The 15,748-nt window shown below is 68.0% G+C and carries 17 protein-coding genes; 7 read left to right on the top strand and 10 right to left on the bottom strand.

Features of this window, described 5'->3' with window-relative positions; translation table 11 throughout:
* Positions 1-12 precede the first annotated feature (12 nt).
* The 4 genes from tatB to sigE form a co-directional block, all read right to left on the bottom strand.
* Positions 13-408: a Sec-independent protein translocase protein TatB gene (gene tatB, locus BN973_RS21820; protein ID WP_036470829.1), complete on the bottom strand. Its 396-nt coding sequence runs from the start codon at positions 406-408 to the stop codon at positions 13-15.
* Positions 408-1,934 (bottom strand): serine protease HtrA, encoded by a 1,527-nt coding sequence (gene htrA, locus BN973_RS21825; RefSeq protein WP_036470830.1) that lies wholly within the window; start codon positions 1,932-1,934, stop codon positions 408-410. Before htrA ends, tatB begins: the two co-directional genes overlap by 1 nt.
* Before the next feature lie 128 nt (positions 1,935-2,062).
* Complete coding sequence (rseA, locus tag BN973_RS21830) at positions 2,063-2,458, bottom strand: anti-sigma E factor RseA (RefSeq protein WP_036470831.1); 396 nt, start codon at positions 2,456-2,458, stop codon at positions 2,063-2,065.
* 118 nt (positions 2,459-2,576) lie between these two features.
* Positions 2,577-3,332, bottom strand: coding sequence for an RNA polymerase sigma factor SigE (sigE, locus tag BN973_RS21835; protein WP_036470832.1), 756 nt, complete (start codon positions 3,330-3,332; stop codon positions 2,577-2,579).
* Positions 3,333-3,535: 203 nt separating this feature from the next.
* On the opposite strand from sigE, the gene BN973_RS21840 reads away from it, so the two are divergent.
* The 6 genes from BN973_RS21840 to BN973_RS21865 all read left to right on the top strand — a co-directional run bounded on the left by BN973_RS21840 (position 3,536) and on the right by BN973_RS21865 (position 9,913).
* Positions 3,536-4,201 carry an O-methyltransferase gene (locus BN973_RS21840; RefSeq protein ID WP_036472846.1) on the top strand — a complete coding sequence of 222 codons (666 nt, stop codon included), beginning with the start codon at positions 3,536-3,538 and terminating at the stop codon, positions 4,199-4,201.
* Positions 4,202-4,358: 157 nt separating this feature from the next.
* Positions 4,359-4,994: a TetR/AcrR family transcriptional regulator gene (locus tag BN973_RS21845; protein WP_036470834.1), complete on the top strand. Its 636-nt coding sequence runs from the start codon at positions 4,359-4,361 to the stop codon at positions 4,992-4,994.
* Positions 4,984-5,904 carry an ABC transporter ATP-binding protein gene (locus tag BN973_RS21850; protein WP_036470835.1) on the top strand — a complete coding sequence of 307 codons (921 nt, stop codon included), beginning with the start codon at positions 4,984-4,986 and terminating at the stop codon, positions 5,902-5,904. The genes BN973_RS21845 and BN973_RS21850 overlap by 11 nt, the downstream gene beginning before the upstream one ends.
* A complete protein-coding gene (locus BN973_RS21855; protein WP_139830381.1) occupies positions 5,901-7,532 on the top strand; it encodes an ABC transporter permease in 1,632 nt (543 codons plus the stop codon). Before BN973_RS21850 ends, BN973_RS21855 begins: the two co-directional genes overlap by 4 nt.
* Complete coding sequence (locus BN973_RS21860; RefSeq protein WP_036470836.1) at positions 7,529-8,203, top strand: methyltransferase family protein; 675 nt, start codon at positions 7,529-7,531, stop codon at positions 8,201-8,203. Before BN973_RS21855 ends, BN973_RS21860 begins: the two co-directional genes overlap by 4 nt.
* A gap of 30 nt (positions 8,204-8,233) precedes the next feature.
* Positions 8,234-9,913, top strand: a complete 1,680-nt coding sequence (locus BN973_RS21865; RefSeq protein ID WP_036470837.1) for a CocE/NonD family hydrolase — start codon at positions 8,234-8,236, stop codon at positions 9,911-9,913.
* A gap of 7 nt (positions 9,914-9,920) precedes the next feature.
* Here the strand turns inward: BN973_RS21865 and glgC are convergent, their stop codons facing one another.
* Positions 9,921-11,135 carry a glucose-1-phosphate adenylyltransferase gene (gene glgC, locus BN973_RS21870; protein ID WP_036470838.1) on the bottom strand — a complete coding sequence of 405 codons (1,215 nt, stop codon included), beginning with the start codon at positions 11,133-11,135 and terminating at the stop codon, positions 9,921-9,923.
* Between the two features lie 215 nt (positions 11,136-11,350).
* Between glgC and glgA the strand changes: the two genes are divergently transcribed.
* Positions 11,351-12,514 (top strand): glycogen synthase, encoded by a 1,164-nt coding sequence (gene glgA, locus BN973_RS21875; RefSeq protein ID WP_036470839.1) that lies wholly within the window; start codon positions 11,351-11,353, stop codon positions 12,512-12,514.
* 22 nt (positions 12,515-12,536) lie between these two features.
* Here glgA and BN973_RS30710 read toward each other — a convergent pair whose 3' ends face one another.
* The 5 genes from BN973_RS30710 to folP all read right to left on the bottom strand — a co-directional run bounded on the left by BN973_RS30710 (position 12,537) and on the right by folP (position 15,729).
* Positions 12,537-12,704, bottom strand: a complete 168-nt coding sequence (locus BN973_RS30710) for a DUF3117 domain-containing protein (RefSeq protein ID WP_003406247.1) — start codon at positions 12,702-12,704, stop codon at positions 12,537-12,539.
* A 214-nt stretch (positions 12,705-12,918) separates the two neighbouring features.
* Positions 12,919-13,497, bottom strand: coding sequence for a DNA-3-methyladenine glycosylase I (locus BN973_RS21885; protein WP_036470840.1), 579 nt, complete (start codon positions 13,495-13,497; stop codon positions 12,919-12,921).
* A complete protein-coding gene (locus tag BN973_RS21890; protein ID WP_036470841.1) occupies positions 13,494-13,841 on the bottom strand; it encodes a DivIVA domain-containing protein in 348 nt (115 codons plus the stop codon). The genes BN973_RS21885 and BN973_RS21890 overlap by 4 nt, the downstream gene beginning before the upstream one ends.
* Positions 13,842-13,888: 47 nt before the next feature.
* Entirely contained in the window at positions 13,889-14,857 is a 969-nt protein-coding gene (locus BN973_RS21895; RefSeq protein WP_036470842.1) for a glucosyl-3-phosphoglycerate synthase, read from the bottom strand.
* Positions 14,854-15,729, bottom strand: coding sequence for a dihydropteroate synthase (gene folP / locus BN973_RS21900; protein WP_036470843.1), 876 nt, complete (start codon positions 15,727-15,729; stop codon positions 14,854-14,856). Before folP ends, BN973_RS21895 begins: the two co-directional genes overlap by 4 nt.
* Between the last annotated feature and the right edge of the window lie 19 nt (positions 15,730-15,748).

Here is a 15,748-nt window from a genome sequence, read left to right on the forward strand (position 1 = left end):
GGCGCCGGAAGTTCAGGTGGCGTCGGTGTCGAACGGCGCCGGGCCGGGCTGGCCGACCCCGAACGTCGGGCTCCCATTCGGCGCCGACGGCTGCGGGGTCCCGTTGACGGGCCGCTCGAAATTGCCGGTGAACAGCGAATCGTCGCCGTCCAGCAGGTGTTTGGTCAGCGCCGCGCGCGGCGTCATGCCCCGCAGTTTCTGCAGCTCGCTCAGCGGGCCGCGCAGGTCGTCGAACTCGGGGCCGATGTCCTCGCGCAGCTGGCTGGTGACGCCGCTGAGGTAGTCGCGGGCCTGGCGCATCGCGGTCGAGGTCCAGCGAATCGCGCCCGGCAGCCGTTCCGGGCCGAGGATCACCAGCCCGACCACGACGAGGACGAGCATCTCCCCCCAGCCGACGTTGGCGAACATCAGCCGCCGTCGGCGTCGGGTTTGACGGTCAAGGTGACGTTGCGGCCATCGCGGACCACCTCGACCGGGGCGTCCTGGCCGATCGTCAGCTGGCGCACGGCGACCACGAACTCGTCGGCATCGGCGACCTTGCGGTTACCGACCTTGACGATGACGTCGTTCTCCAGGATGCCGCCCTTCTGCGCGGGGCTGCCCGCCTTGACGTTGGCGACCTGGGCGCCGGCGGCGATCGAGTTGCTGACCGAGCGGGTGCTGACGCCGAGCGTCGGGTGCACGATTTTCCCGTCCTTGATCAGCGTCTGCGCCACCGACTTGACCTCGTTGACCGGGATCGCGAAGCCGAGCCCGCTTGCGCTGTCGGACAACGACTTTCCTGCGGTGTCGATGCCGATCACCTGGGAGTCCATGTCGATCAGCGGACCGCCGGAGTTGCCGTGGTTGATCGACGCGTCGGTCTGCAGGGCGTCGATCACGGTGTCGGTGTCGGAGCCCTCCCCGGACAGGGGGACCGGGCGGTGCAGCGCGCTGATGATGCCGTGCGTCACGGTGCTGCGCAGCCCGAGCGGTGCACCCGCGGCGAGCACCTCGTCACCGACGCGCACCTTGTCGGAGTCGCCGAGCCGCGCCACGCTCAGGTTGTCGACGTTGTCGACCTTGAGCACGGCCAGGTCGGTCTTGGGGTCGCGACCGACGAGGTTGGCGGGCACTTCCTTGCCGTCGTTGAACACCACGGTCGTCTTGAACTGGCTGGGGTTGTTGGCGGCCTCGGAGATCACGTGGTTGTTGGTGACGATGTAGCCGCGCCCGTCGATCACGACGCCGGAACCCTGCATGCCTTCCTGTTCGCTCTTCGACTCGATGGTCACCACCGAATTGGCGGTCGCCGCAGCCACTTTGGCGAAGCGGCCCGCCGGTTCTTCGGTGTTGTTGTTGGTCGACAACGTGACCTTGGAGGTGGTGAACGCCTCGACGACCTCGGCGGTCTTGTTGCCGATCAGCCCGCCGACGGCGCCGATGGCCAGCGCGATGACGAACAGGACGGCCAGGGCCAGGTAGGACACCTTCTTGCCGAACAGGACGTCGCGCACGCCCAGCTTGCCGGCGTACCCCGACGGCGTGTGTGCCGCGGCGGGGGCGACGGCTGGGGTGCCCAGTGCGGCCGCCGCGGCCGGGTCGCGCCACGGATCGTGGGCTTCGTCCTCGTCGAAACCGTTCTGCTCGGCCGCCAGCGCGCCGGCGTCGATCGGATGGCGCTGCAAGGTCTCGGTGCCGCCAACGGGCTTGCTGAAGGCCTCTTCCAGCACCGGGTCGCGGCGTTGATCCTGCGGACTGAACTCGCCTTGGTCCCGGTACTTCGACGGCCGCACCCACTCCGCGACGAACGATCCCCGCAGGCCGGCGGGGCGACCGAAGGCCTGACGCGCAGCGGGGTCGACCGGTGGCCGGGAAATGGGGCGCGGCGCCAGGCGGTTGGCTCCGTTGTCGCCGCCGTCTTGCCCTTGATGGGAGCCTTGGTCGGAGGTCATGAATCCTCTACTTGAGTGCTCGAAACGGCCTCGCACAGGGCCCCTGTCCAGGGCGAGCACCAGGCACAGATTTGTCCGTGTCCACCCTAGTATCCACGGTTGCTGACCGAGCTGGGGTAACCCGAGCGTTACCGGCGCTTACGCTGGTCGCGCGCATCGCGATCAGCGAAACGGTCGGTCGCCCGCGAGGGCGTGTCGTCGGGCGGGTAATGCGGAATCTGCGACAACATCCCGAGCAGAGTGCTGGGGATGCGGATCGGGTGGGAGTCGCGCAGCGCGGCGCGCGCCCGGCTTTGGTCGTCGACTTCGGACGCACACTGCGGGCACAGCGACAGGTGATGGGCCGCCCGCAGGTGGGCGTTCATCCGCAGCTCGCCGTCGACGAACGCGGCAATCGCTTCGACGGACAGATGCTCGGTCGACCCGAATTGGCGCGGCGCGCCGACCGGCGCATCGCTTTGGGAGGCGAACTGTGCGGGGAGCCAGGAGAACGCGCGGCGGAACACATGTCCCCGGTCGGCCATCACCAGCTCCTTTCGCTGCCACGTACCCCTCGAATGTAGCGCGACAAGGTGCCCGGCACCGCTATGGAACTTGCGAAATCGCATGATTATCGGCCCGCGGGCCGCGTCCGAAACCGGCCTAAGCCGATTTGGCGCGGGTTTCCGGCTCGCTGTGCGCGGCCAGATAGTCGCGCAAAGCCTGACGTCCGCGGTGGATCCGGCTGCGGACGGTGCCTAGCTTGACGCCCAGGGTGGCGCCGATCTCCTCGTAGGACAAACCTTCGATGTCGCACAGCACCACCGCGGCACGAAACTCCGGCGGTAGCGAATCCAGCGCGGCCTGCAGGTCGGGTCCCAGGCGCGCGTCGTGGTAGATCTGCTCGGGGTTGGGTTCGTCGGCCGGGACCCGGTCGTAGTCCTCCGGCAGCGCTTCCATCCGGATGCGGGCGCGCCGGCGCACCATGTCGAGGAACAGATTCGTGGTGATGCGGTGCAGCCAGCCCTCGAAGGTTCCGGGCTGATAGTTCTGCACCGACCGGAAAACCCGGATGAAGGTTTCCTGGGTCAAGTCCTCGGCGTCCTGTTGGTTGCCCGACAGCCGGTAGGCCAGCCGGTACACCCGGTCGGCGTGCTGACGGACCAGCTCGTCCCACGACGGCATCGCGGTCTTGTCCCCGGTCGCGTCGAACACCGCCGTGCCCTGCAACCCCTCAGCCGGTTCGACCCATTCGTCGTCGGGGAGTTCCTGGGCGTGCGACATGGTGCTCGGGCTCAAGAGAGTAGTGTTGATCGAATCCTCCGAATCATTTGCCCTGCCAAGTGACGGCAGTTCGTCATCGGCGGCAACACGAAGTTGCCAATCTGTATTCCCCGCCCAACGTCCTCCACGTTCCATACCGACACCGTCGCGTATCGGCGTATGCGCGATATAGGAGCAATCTGAGGTTTGGCTGAGAAACCTTTTCGTTACCTGGCGTAAGCAGGGCATATCCGGAACGCAGTGACGTAGGCCGCGCGGGTCGATTCGGGCGTGTCGGAAACGGTCCGACTCGCCGCGCGCCTGCCGGGTGGTGCGCCGGCATGCAATACGCTGCGGGCATGGACGGCAGCGACGAAACCCCCGGCCAGGCGGTCCCCAGTCGGGCCGAAGCACTCACCACGCATGCGGAGGCGTCCATATCCGAGGACGCGATCCTGGCCGGCGCCCGCGAACGCTCCGTCGACATCGGCGCCGGGGCGGTGACGCCGGCGGTCGGCGCGCTGTTGAGTCTGCTGACCAAGCTCAGCGGCGGCAAGGCGGTCGCGGAGGTGGGAACCGGCGCGGGCGTCAGCGGACTTTGGTTGCTGTCCGGCATGAGCGACGACGGTGTGCTGACCACGATCGACATCGAGCCGGAGTATTTGCGGCTGGCCAAGCAGGCCTTCTCCGAAGCCGGAATCGGCCCGTCGCGGACCAGGCTGATCAGCGGCCGCGCCCAGGAGGTCCTCACCCGGCTCGCCGACGAGTCCTATGACCTGGTGTTCGTCGACGCCGACCCGATCGACCAGCCCGACTACGTCGTCGAGGGCGTGCGGCTGCTGCGATCCGGCGGAATCATCGTCGTGCACGGTGCGGCGCTGGGCGGGCGGGCCGGCGATCCCGCGGCGCGCGACCCCGACGTGGTCGCGGTCCGCGAGGCGGCCCGCTTGATCGCCGAGGACGAGCGGCTGACGCCCGCGCTGGTGCCCCTGGGCGACGGCGTGCTGGCCGCGGTCCGCGACTAGCCGGCCGGGCACTCGCCTGTCCGCACGAGCACCCGGCCAGCCGGGGGTTCGGTGTTGCGTGCCCGGCTAGCCGGGCACTCGCCGCCCAAAACCTTTACGCATCCCTTACGGGGTGTCCCCTTGACCGACGGCTGAACGCGCGTTTAGCGTACTGAACATGCGTTCAGTCGACCTGACCGCCGCCGCCCGGATCCGCGACGCGGCGATCGAGCAGTTCGCCCAGCGCGGCTTCTCGGTCGGGCTGCGCACCATCGCCGAGGCCGCGGGCGTGAGCGCCGCACTCGTCATTCATCACTTCGGGTCGAAGGAAGGCCTGCGCAAGGCGTGCGACGACTACGTCGCCGAAGAGGTCCGCATCGGCAAGTCCGAAGCGATGCGGACCAACGATCCGGCCACCTGGCTGGCGCAGCTGGCCGAGATCGAGTCCTACGCGCCGCTGATGGCCTATCTGGTGCGCAGCATGCAGTCCGGCGGCGACCTGGCAAAGAAGTTATGGAAACAGATGATCGACAACGCCGAGCAGTACCTCGACGAAGGGGTGCGGACGGGCGTCATCAAGCCCAGCCGCGATCCGCAGGCTCGAGCCCGATACCTGGGCATGACCGGCGGCGGCGCGTTTCTGCTCTACATCCAAATGCACGACAACCCAACAGATTTGCGGGCGGTCCTGCGCGACTACGCCCGCGATATGGTGCTGCCGGCCCTCGAGCTCTACACCGAGGGTCTGATGGTCGACCGCACCATGTACGACGCGTTCCTGGCCGAAGATCAAGGAGGAACCCATGCCGGCTGATATCGCGCCAATCGAAATCCGCAACCTCACCAAGAATTTCGGTGCGGTGCGAGCGCTGGACGGCCTCGACCTGGCGGTGCGGCAAGGTGAAGTGCACGGCTTTCTAGGCCCCAACGGCGCCGGCAAGTCCACCACCATCCGCATCCTGTTGGGCCTGGTGAAGGCCGACGGCGGAAGCGTGCGGCTGCTCGGCGGTGATCCGTGGACCGACGCCGTCGAGTTGCATCGCCAAATAGCGTATGTGCCAGGTGATGTCACGCTCTGGCCATCGCTGACCGGTGGCGAAACCATCGATCTGCTGGCCCGCATGCGCGGCGGCATCGACGACCTACGCCGCCGGGAGCTGATCGAACGCTTCGACCTCGACCCGACCAAGAAGTCGCGGACCTACTCCAAGGGCAACCGCCAGAAGGTCTCCCTGATTTCGGCCTTCTCGTCGCGGGCCACCCTGTTGCTGCTCGACGAGCCCAGCAGCGGCCTGGACCCGTTGATGGAGAACATCTTTCAGCAGTGTGTCGCCGAGGCGCGCGATCGTGGCGTGACGGTCCTGCTGTCCAGCCACATCCTGGCCGAAACCGAAGCGCTGTGCCAGACGGTGACCATCATCCGGGCTGGCCGGACCATCGAGAGCGGTTCACTGGATTCGATGCGGCATCTCAGCCGCACCTCCATCAAGGCCGAAATGATCGGCAACCCCGGCGATCTCACTCGCATCAAGGGCGTCGAGGACGTCAGCGTCGAGGGCAACACGCTGCGTGCGCAGGTCGACAGCGAGAGCCTCGGGGAACTCATCCGGGTGCTGGGCGACGCCGGCGTGCGCAGCCTGGTCAGCCAGCCGCCGACGCTGGAAGAGCTTTTCCTGCGCCACTACGACACCGGACACAGCGAGAAGAAGGTCTCGGCATTATGAGCACCGCAACGCTGGATCGACCAGAACATGCTGCCCCGCAACGCAGTACGAGCTTCACCGGCACGCTGGGCATGCTGCGCCTCTACCTGCGCCGCGACCGGGTCTCGCTGCCGTTGTGGGTTCTGCTGCTGTCACTGCCGTTGGCGACGGTCTACGTCGGAAGCATCGAGAAGGTCTACCCCACCCAGGCCGCCCGGGCCGGATTCGCGGCGACCATCATGGCCAGCCCGGCGCAGCGTGCCCTCTACGGACAGGTCTACAACGACAGCCTTGGCGCGGTGGGCATTTGGAAAGCCGGGATGTTCCACGTGCTGATCGCGGTGGCCGTCATCCTCACGGTGATCAGGCACACCCGTGCCGACGAGGAAAGCGGCCGCACCGAGCTGGTGGACTCGACCGGGGTGGGACGGTACGCCAGCCTCACCGCGGCGCTGATCCTGTCGTTCGGCGCCTCGATCGCGACCGGCGTGATCGGTGCGGCGGGATTGCTCTCCACCACCGTCCCGCCGGGCGGATCGCTGGCGTTCGGTGCCGCGCTGGCCGGCTCCGGCGTGGTGTTCACCGCGGTGGCCGCGGTGGCCGCGCAGCTGTCGGCGAGCGCCCGATTCGCCCGCGGTGCGGCCTTCGCGGCGCTGGGGGCCGCATTCACACTGCGCGCCATCGGCGACGCCAGTTCCGGCACGCTGTCCTGGTTTTCACCACTGGGCTGGTCGCTGCAGGTGCGGCCCTACGCCGGCGATCGCTGGTGGGTGCTGCTGCTGCATCTGGTCACCGCGATCGCCCTGACCGCCGTGGCGTATCGACTGCTGGCCGGCCGCGACGTCGGAGCCGGGCTCGTCGCCGAGCGAGCCGGCCCGGCCACCGCCGCGCCCTCGTTGAGCAACGTGTTCGGGCTGACCTGGCGGCTGGACCGCGGCGCACTGCTGCTGTGGACGGTGGGCATGTGCCTGTACGGGCTGGTGATGGGCAGCGTGGCGCATGGCATCGGCGACGAGATCGGCGGCGGCATGGCACGCGACATCGTCGCGCGGATGGGCGGCACCTCCGCGTTGGAGGATGCCTTCATCGCGGTGGCGTTCAACATGATGGGCATGGTGGCATCCGCCTTTGCCGTCTCGCTGACGCTGCGACCGCACCAGGAAGAATCCGGCCTGCGCGCCGAGACCACACTGGCCGGCGCGGTATCCCGAACTCGTTGGCTGGCAAGCCATTTAGTATCCGCGCTGCTCGGGTCGGCGGTGGCGATGCTGGTCGCCGGAGCGGCCGGCGGGCTGCTCTACGGCGTCGCGGCCGGCGACCTCGACGGCAAGCTGGCCATGGTGATCGGCACCGCGGCCGCACAGTTGCCGGCCGTCTGGCTGGCATCGGCCGTGACGGTCGCATTGTTCGGTGTCGCACCACGTTTCACGCCGGTGGCGTGGGGGGTATTGATCGCGTTCATCGCCCTATACCTGATCGGTTCGCTGGCGGGCTTCCCGCAATGGATCCTCGATCTCGAGCCGTTCGCCCATGTTCCGCGGGTCGGCGACAGCTTCAGTGCCGTGCCGCTGCTGTGGCTGCTGGTCCTCGACGCGGCGCTGATCATGTTGGGAGTCATGGCATTCCGTCGAAGGGACCTGCGCTCATGAACACCGCTATTCGGGCGACGGCATCGTCGGTTTTCGGACTGGCCATCCTGGGGCTGCTGCTGTTCCTGCCGGCCGGGACGCTCGACTATTGGCAGGCATGGGCTTTCATCGCGACCGCCATCGTGGTGACGATCCTGCCGACGATCTACCTCTACCGCACCAACCCCGCCGCGCTGGAACGCCGGATGCACGCCGGCCCCGGGGCCGAAGGGCGAACCTTGCAGAAGATCGTGATCACCGGCGCGTTCGTGGCCTTCACCGCAATGCTGGTGTTCAGTGCCTACGACCAACGGATGGGCTGGTCGCGGGTGCCCGGCTGGGTGTCGCTGCTGGGTGATGCCCTGGTCGCGATCGGGCTCGGTATCGCGATGGTGGTGGTGATCCAGAATGCCTACGCCGCGGCGACGGTCACGGTGGAATCGGGCCAGACGCTGGTATCCAGCGGCGTCTACAAGCAGGTGCGGCACCCGATGTACGTCGGCAACTTCGTCATGATGATCGGCATCCCGCTGGCGCTCGGCTCCTATTGGGGACTGCTGTTCGTGATCCCTGCCCAGGCGGTGATCATCTTCCGCATCCTCGACGAAGAGAAGCTGCTGACCGAGCAACTGCCCGGGTACCGCCAATACACCCAGCACGTGCGCTATCGGTTGCTGCCCTACGTCTGGTAGGCCACGCCGGAGCCGTTCTAGGGTGGAGGCGTGGTCCAAGATTCAGCCCCTGCCCTGGACACGCCATGGCGACGCCCCGGCGCCCTGCGGTACGCGCTGGACCGGATTCGCGGGATCGCTAGACCACCGGTCACCGTCACCGAGCCACCGGCCGACATCGCGATCGATCGCGACGTCGACGTACCAACTCGTGACGGAACCATATTGCGTATCAACATCTTTCGAAAGGGCCAAGAAGCGCGCCCGGTCATCCTGAGCATCCATCCCTACGGCAAGGACGAGCTACCGAGCCGGCGCGGCAAGAAGTCGACGTTCTCGACCCAGTACCGCGTCTTGCGCCAGCCCACCCCACTGGCTTTCTCCACCCTGACGGGTTGGGAGGCGCCGGACCCGGCGTGGTGGGTGCCGCAGGGATTCATCGTGGTCAATGCCGACTCGCGCGGCTGCGGGCATTCCGCCGGTACCGGCAAGCTGCTGTCACGGCAGGAGGCCGAGGACACCTACGACCTGGTGCAGTGGATCGCCGACCAGCCCTGGTGCGACGGCAACGTGGTCATGCTCGGTGTGTCTTATCTGGCCATCAGCCAGTACGCCGTCGCCGCCCTGCAGCCGCCGGCGTTGCGCGCGATCTGCCCCTGGGAAGGTTTCACCGACGCCTACCGCGACTTGGCCTTTCCGGGCGGCGTCCGCGAGACCGGCTTCACTCGGCTCTGGTCCCGCAACTTGCGCCGCACGCGGCAGAGCTATGACTTCGCACGGGTACAGCAGGATCATCCGCTGCGCGACGAATTGTGGCGCTCGGTGGTGCCCGACCTGACCGCGATCACGGTGCCGATGCTGGTGTGCGGCAGCTTCTCGGACAACAACCTGCACAGCCGCGGCTCGATCCGGGCGTTCACCCAATGCGGCTCCAAGCACGCCCGCCTCTACACCCATCGCGGCGGCAAATGGGCGACCTTCTACTCCGACGCCCGCCGGACCGAGCAGCTGAGCTTCTTCCGCGACGTGTTGAACGGCGTGGCCGGTTCGCGCAGCATACGGCTCGAGGTGCGCGAGGATCGCGAGACCGTCACCGCCGTCCGCGAAGAATCCGAGTGGCCACTGGCCCGAACACGTTGGCGGGCTTTATATCTGGGTGGACCCGGGCTGTTGACACCCGAGCAGCCCAAGACGCCGGGCAGCGTCGCTTTCGAAACACGCTCTCGCGCAGCCGCATTCAGCTGGACGCTCCCCACGGACCTCGAGCTGACCGGGCCGATGGCCGCACGGTTGTGGGTTGAGCTGGAAGGTTGCGACGACGCGAACCTGTTCGTCGGCGTCGAGAAGTGGCGCCACGGACGCTACGTCGGATTCGAGGGGTCCTACGGCTACGGCCGCGACCGGGTGACCACCGGGTGGCAGCGGGTGGCGTTGCGCGCGCTCGACCCCGCGCTGTCGCAGCCGTGGGAACCCGTCCCGCGTTGCACCGAGCCGCAACCGCTCTCCGGCGGCGAGGTGGTCGCCGTCGACGTCGCGCTGGGCCCGTCGGCGACGCAGTTCCGCGCGGGCGAACAGCTGCGCCTGGTGGTCGCGGGGCGCTGGTTGTGCCCGACCAATCCGCTGATCGGTCAGATGCCCGCCGCCTACGCCAACTCAGCGAAAGGTCGCATCACACTGCACTGGGGCCCGCGGTACGACGCGCATCTGTTGATTCCGGAGATCCCCGGCTGACCGGGAACTAGACCCAGACGCCCTTGCCGACCGCGACCACGCCGCCGGCGCTGATCGCGAAGCGTTCCCGATCCTTTTCCAGATCCACCCCGACCATTTCGCCGGGTCCGATCACGACGTTCTTGTCCAGGATCGCGTGGCGAACCACCGCGCCGCGGCCCACCCGGGTCCCCGGCATGATCACACTGCCCTCGACGATGGCGCCGTCGTCGACCACCACGTTCGACGACAGCACGGAGTTGCGCACCGAGGCCGCCGAGACGATGCTGCCCGCGCCGACCACCGACTCTTGGGCGGAGCCGCCGTTGACGAACTTCGCCGGCGCCAGGTTCTCCGTGGCGCCGCGAATCGGCCAGCGCCGGTTGTACAGATTGAACACCGGGTGCACCGACACCAGGTCCATGTGCGCGTCGTAAAACGCGTCCAGCGTCCCGACGTCGCGCCAGTAGGCGCGGTCGCGATCGGTGGCGCCGGGCACCTCGTTGTCGCTGAAGTCGTAGACCGCGGCCATCCCGTCGTCGACCAACCGCGGAACGATGTCGCCACCCATGTCGTGATCGGAGTGGTCGTCGTCGGCGTCGGCGCGAATCGCGTCGACGAGCACCTTGGTGGTGAAGATGTAGTTGCCCATCGAGACGAATGTCGTATCCGGATCGTCGGGGGTGCCCGGCGGCTCGAGTGGCTTTTCGACGAACCCCCTGATCCGGCCGGACTCGTCGGAGTCGATACAACCGAACGCCGACGCCTCACTGCGCGGCACCCGGATGCCGGCCACCGTCGCGCCGGCGCCGCTGTCGATGTGGAAGCGGACCATCTGCTCGGGGTCCATCCGGTACACGTGGTCGGCGCCGAAAACCACTATGTAGTCCGGATCTTCGTCGTAGATCAGGTTCAGGGACTGATAGATCGCGTCGGCGGACCCGGTGTACCAGCGCGGGCCGAGGCGCTGCTGTGCCGGCACCGGGGTGATGTACTCGCCGGCCAGACCGGACAGCCGCCAGTTCTGCGAGATGTGTCGGTCGAGTGAATGCGACTTGTATTGCGTGAGAACGCAGATCCGCAAGTATCGGGCATTGACGAGGTTGGACAGCACGAAGTCGATCAGCCGATAGGCGCCTCCGAAGGGAACTGCGGGCTTGGCCCGGTCCGCGGTCAGCGGATACAGCCGCTTGCCCTCACCGCCGGCCAGGACGATGCCCAGCACGTGTGGTGCTTCCCTCATGGCTCCAAACCTATCGGCCGTCGCGAACCGCTGCCAGGGGGAATCCCTTCGGCCGCGATTGCGACGGGCTGTCCGTCAAGGTATTTGGCAAACTTGACGCGCCGCTCACCGTAATCGATTACGGCGTCCGGCGCGCGGCGGCAACACCACAGATTCACCAGCCGCTTTTCCATCCGACTCGCGGGCGGCGACGCAAGCGAACTACGGTGCGGTGTATGCGGGTGGCGATGATGACTCGGGAGTACCCACCGGACGTCTACGGGGGAGCCGGCGTACACGTCACCGAGCTCGTCGCCCAACTGCGCCGACTGTGCACGGTCGACGTGCACTGCATGGGCGCGCCGCGGCCGGGCGCCATTGCGCATGAGCCCGATGCACGACTGCACAACGCCAACGCCGCGTTGTCGACGCTGTCGACGGACCTGGTGATGGCAAACGCGGCAGCCGAAGCCACGGTGGTGCACTCGCACACTTGGTACGCCGGCATGGCCGGGCACCTGACCGCGCTGCTCTACGACATCCCGCACATCCTGACCGCCCACTCGCTCGAGCCGCTGCGGCCGTGGAAGGCCGAACAACTCGGCGGCGGCTACCGCGTCTCGTCGTGGGTGGAGCGCACCGCGGTGCAGGCGGCCGATGCCGTCATCGCGGTGAGCTCCGGCATGCGCGAGGACGTGCTGCGGGTCTACCCGACGCTGGATCCCAGCCAGGTGCACGTCGTCCGCAACGGAGTCGACAGCGACGTGTGGTATCCGTCCGGACCGGTAGACACCGGGTCGGTGCTGGCCGAGATCGGGGTGGATCCGAACCGGCCGATGGTGGCGTTCGTCGGGCGGATCACCCGACAGAAGGGCGTCGGCCACTTGGTCGCTGCCGCGCACCAATTCAGCCCGGACGTGCAACTGGTGTTGTGCGCCGGCGCGCCCGATACCCCGAAAATCGCCGAGGAGGTACGCACCGCGGTCGACGAGCTGGCCCGCACCCGCACCGGCGTGTTCTGGATCCGGGAGATGCTGCCCATCGGGGAACTACGCGAAATACTTTCGGCAGCGACAGTTTTCGTGTGCTCGTCGGTGTACGAGCCGTTGGGCATCGTGAACCTCGAGGCGATGGCGTGTGCGGCCGCGGTGGTGGCCTCCGACGTGGGCGGAATACCGGAGGTGGTCGTCGACGGAGTCACCGGCTCGCTGGTGCATTACGACGCCGACGACCCGCGCGGATACCAGGCGCGATTGGCTGAAGCGGTCAATGAGCTCGTCGCGGACCCGGCGAGAGCCGAGCGCTACGGGCGCGCCGGACGCCAGCGTTGCATCGAGGAATTCTCCTGGGCGCACGTGGCCGAACAGACGCTTGAGATTTACCGGAAGGTGTGTTCTTAGCTGCCCCCGACACCTTGGCGGCTTAGCTGGTGACGCCTTTTAGTTCGTCCCCCAGGGCAGCGGCTTCGTCGGGCGTCAACTCGACGACGAGACGGCCACCACCTTCAAGTGGTACCCGCATTACGATGCCGCGCCCCTCCTTAGTCGCTTCCAGAGGACCGTCTCCGGTCCGGGGCTTCATCGCCGCCATCGAGTGCTCCCTCCAGATTCGAGTTCGCCCGTCCTCGCGAGCCTGGTCGGCGGCGAGCTTGTCCCGCCAGCGGATTTCCAGCCATACCCGACTTTGAACTGCCAAATCACTCCCCCATTGTTCCCTATTCCGGTCGCTAAATGCACAAGACCCGTCCGTAGGGCCCGCCGCGGGGGGTCGGGAGCCCGGTTTGCCGGGCCCGCGGCTCGGGCCGTCATCGAGGCGAGGGCACCCAGCAATCACGCACGTGGTCGTCGACCATCCCGGTCGCCTGCATCAGCGCGTACGCGGTGGTGGGGCCCACGAAACGGAATCCGCGGCGTTTGAGTTCTTTCGCCATGGCCTTGGATTCGTCAGTAGCGGAAGGGATTTCGGAGCCGTCGGCGGGGCGTGGCCGCGACGGGGGCGCGAACGACCACAACAGCTCGGACAGCTCTTCCGACGTGCCCAACTCCGCGGCCGCGCGTGCGTTGGCAATCGTCGCGTCGATCTTGGCCCGGTTGCGGACGATGCCGGTGTCGGCCATCAGCCGTTGCACGTCGGCGTCGGTGAAGCGCGCGACCTTTTCGATGTCGAACCCGGCGAACGCGCGCCGGAAATTCTCCCGTTTGCGCAGGATCGTCAGCCACGACAGGCCGCTCTGAAAGGCCTCCAGGCTCATCCGCTCGAACAGCGCCACCCCGCCGCGCAGCGGGCGGCCCCATTCCTGGTCGTGATAGTCGCGGTACAGGTCGAAGTCGGGCCCCGGCCGGCCCACCGCCCAGCTGCAGCGAATCCGCCCGTCGTCGGTCACGCCGGATCCTCGCCCGGGGCATCCTCGGCTTTCGCCGCCTCGTCACCGGCTTCCGTCCCGGCCGCGTTGACGGCCGCCAGCTGGCCCCGCAGCGCTTCGAGCTCGCGGGCCAGCCGGTCCAGCACCCAGTCCACCTCGCTGGTCTTGTATCCGCGCAGTACCTGGGTGAACTTGACCGCATCGACGTCGGTGCCCGTGACACCGTAGGCGGGCAGCACGGTCGCCGTGGTCCCCCGAGGCAGCGGCGGCAACTGCTCACCACGCCCGAACAGCAGGCTCGCCGCGCCGAACAGCACGATCGCCACCAGCACCAACACCACGATGTAGAGCAAGACCAACGCCACGGCATCGATAGTGCCCTATACCGCCGACAAGACGGCGAGCGTGGGCCCTATCGGGGTCTAACCCCGTTCATCGGCGGCCGGTCGGACAGCGACACCGGCCAGGTGCGCTGGGTGTAGCCCTCGCCGTCGGCGAAGAACTGCGTCAGCCCGACCCCGGAGTCGGGGATGCCGCAGCGCGAGAGCAGGGTGGCGATCACCTGGCGGCTCATCGCGCCCAGCTCGGCCAGCGGCCGGTTGCGGTGCGCCCGCACACCCAGGTTGACCTGGGCGATCGCGTCCAGACCCAGCCGGTCGAAGGTGTCGACCAGCAGGCCGATCTCCACGCCGTAACCCGGGGCGAACGGCAGCGAGGTCAGCAGTTCGCGGCTGGCCGCGTATTCGCCGCCGAGGGGCTGCAGCACGCAACCCAGCTCGGGTCGCAGCGCCGCCAGCAGGGGCCGGGCCACCAGTTCCGTGACCCGCCCGCCGCCGGTGGCCGCGTCCGCATGCGTCTCGCCCTGGTTGAGCGGGCGCCGGTAGAAGCTTTTGACCAGGTGAATGCCGTCGCCGAGCAGCAGGGGCCCCAGCAGCCACGGCACGAACATCGGGTGCGGGTTGATCAGGTCGGAGTCGACGAACACCACGATGTCGCCGCTGGTCGCGGCAAGCGAACGCCACAACGCCTCGCCCTTGCCGGGCCGGGTCGCGACCTCGGGCAGCGCCTGTTCGCGGCTGACCACGCGGGCGCCGGCAGCGATGGCACGGATTTCGGTCTCGTCCGTCGAGCCGGAGTCCAGCACGATCAGCTCGTCGACGAGACCGTCGATCAGCGGCGAGATGCTGCCGACCACCGAGGCGATGGTTTGTTCCTCGTCGAGGGCCGGCAGCACCACCGAGACGGTCCGGGCGTCCTTGGCCTCTTCCAGCTGCTTGATCGTCCAGGTGGGACGGCTCCAGCTGCGCTGAGACAGCCACTGCCGCGCGGCGGCGGCCCCACTGCCGGTCAGCTGCCCGGCGACCAGGTCGGATGCCGTCATGCCAGTCCTCTCACCGTGCGCGCCGGCGGGCGGATGCCCTGGATCGAGGCGACCATTTCCAGGACGCGGCGAGTTTCGGCGACCTGATGCACCCGAAACACGCGCACCCCGGCGGCGGCTGCCAGGGCGGTCGCTGCCAGCGTCCCCTCAAGCCGTTCGGTCAATGCCACCCCCAGAGTCTCCCCGACGAAGTCCTTGTTACTCAAAGCCATCAGCACGGGCCATCCGGTATTAACAAGTTCGCTCACGTGGCGCAACAGGACCAACCCGTGGAAGGTGTTCTTGCCCATGTCGTGCGTCGGGTCGATCAACACCCGGTCGGGGGCCACTCCGGCCGCGACCGCGCGCTCGGCGGCCCCGGTGACCTGACGGATCACGTCGTCGACAACGCCGCGCGTCGTTGTGCCGAAACTCACCCGAAACGGCCGCGTGCGCGGGCGCGCGCCACCGGTGTGCGAACACACCAGGCCCACGCCGAACTCCGCGGCGACCTCCGGCAACGCCGGGTCGACGCCCGCCCAGGTGTCGTTGATCAGGTCCGCGCCCGCCGCGCAAGCCAGTCTGGCCACTTCCGAGCGCCAGGTGTCGACGCTGATCAGCTGGTCCGGGTAGGCGCCGCGCAGCCATTCGATGAACGGCACCAGCCGGGCGGTCTCGGTGCTCGCGTCGACGTTCTCGCCGGGACCCGCCTTCACGCCGCCCACGTCGATGAGGTCGGCACCGTCGGCGACGGCCCGGTGGACGGCGGCTCGGGCCGCTTCGTCGCTGAACGTCGCGCCCTGGTCGAAGAACGAGTCCGGCGTGCGGTTGATGATCGCCATGACCAGCGCGCGATCCGCGGCGACGGGTCGGCCGCACAGAGTTGACTGCACACGTCCATAGTGCCGGGTG

It is taken from the genome of Mycobacterium triplex (assembly GCF_000689255.1).
GTDB lineage: Bacteria > Actinomycetota > Actinomycetes > Mycobacteriales > Mycobacteriaceae > Mycobacterium > Mycobacterium triplex.

Coding starts and splice junctions, on each gene's coding strand:
- BN973_RS21840 (WP_036472846.1), top strand. CDS start 3,536: ATGGACGGCAGCGACGAAACCCCCGGCCAGGCGGTCCCCAGTCGGGCC.
- rseA (WP_036470831.1), bottom strand. CDS start 2,458: ATGGCCGACCGGGGACATGTGTTCCGCCGCGCGTTCTCCTGGCTCCCC.
- htrA (WP_036470830.1), bottom strand. CDS start 1,934: ATGACCTCCGACCAAGGCTCCCATCAAGGGCAAGACGGCGGCGACAAC.
- BN973_RS21895 (WP_036470842.1), bottom strand. CDS start 14,857: ATGACGGCATCCGACCTGGTCGCCGGGCAGCTGACCGGCAGTGGGGCC.
- BN973_RS21845 (WP_036470834.1), top strand. CDS start 4,359: ATGCGTTCAGTCGACCTGACCGCCGCCGCCCGGATCCGCGACGCGGCG.
- tatB (WP_036470829.1), bottom strand. CDS start 408: ATGTTCGCCAACGTCGGCTGGGGGGAGATGCTCGTCCTCGTCGTGGTC.
- glgC (WP_036470838.1), bottom strand. CDS start 11,135: ATGAGGGAAGCACCACACGTGCTGGGCATCGTCCTGGCCGGCGGTGAG.
- sigE (WP_036470832.1), bottom strand. CDS start 3,332: ATGGAACGTGGAGGACGTTGGGCGGGGAATACAGATTGGCAACTTCGT.
- BN973_RS21850 (WP_036470835.1), top strand. CDS start 4,984: ATGCCGGCTGATATCGCGCCAATCGAAATCCGCAACCTCACCAAGAAT.
- glgA (WP_036470839.1), top strand. CDS start 11,351: ATGCGGGTGGCGATGATGACTCGGGAGTACCCACCGGACGTCTACGGG.
- BN973_RS21855 (WP_139830381.1), top strand. CDS start 5,901: ATGAGCACCGCAACGCTGGATCGACCAGAACATGCTGCCCCGCAACGC.
- BN973_RS21860 (WP_036470836.1), top strand. CDS start 7,529: ATGAACACCGCTATTCGGGCGACGGCATCGTCGGTTTTCGGACTGGCC.
- BN973_RS30710 (WP_003406247.1), bottom strand. CDS start 12,704: ATGGCGGCGATGAAGCCCCGGACCGGAGACGGTCCTCTGGAAGCGACT.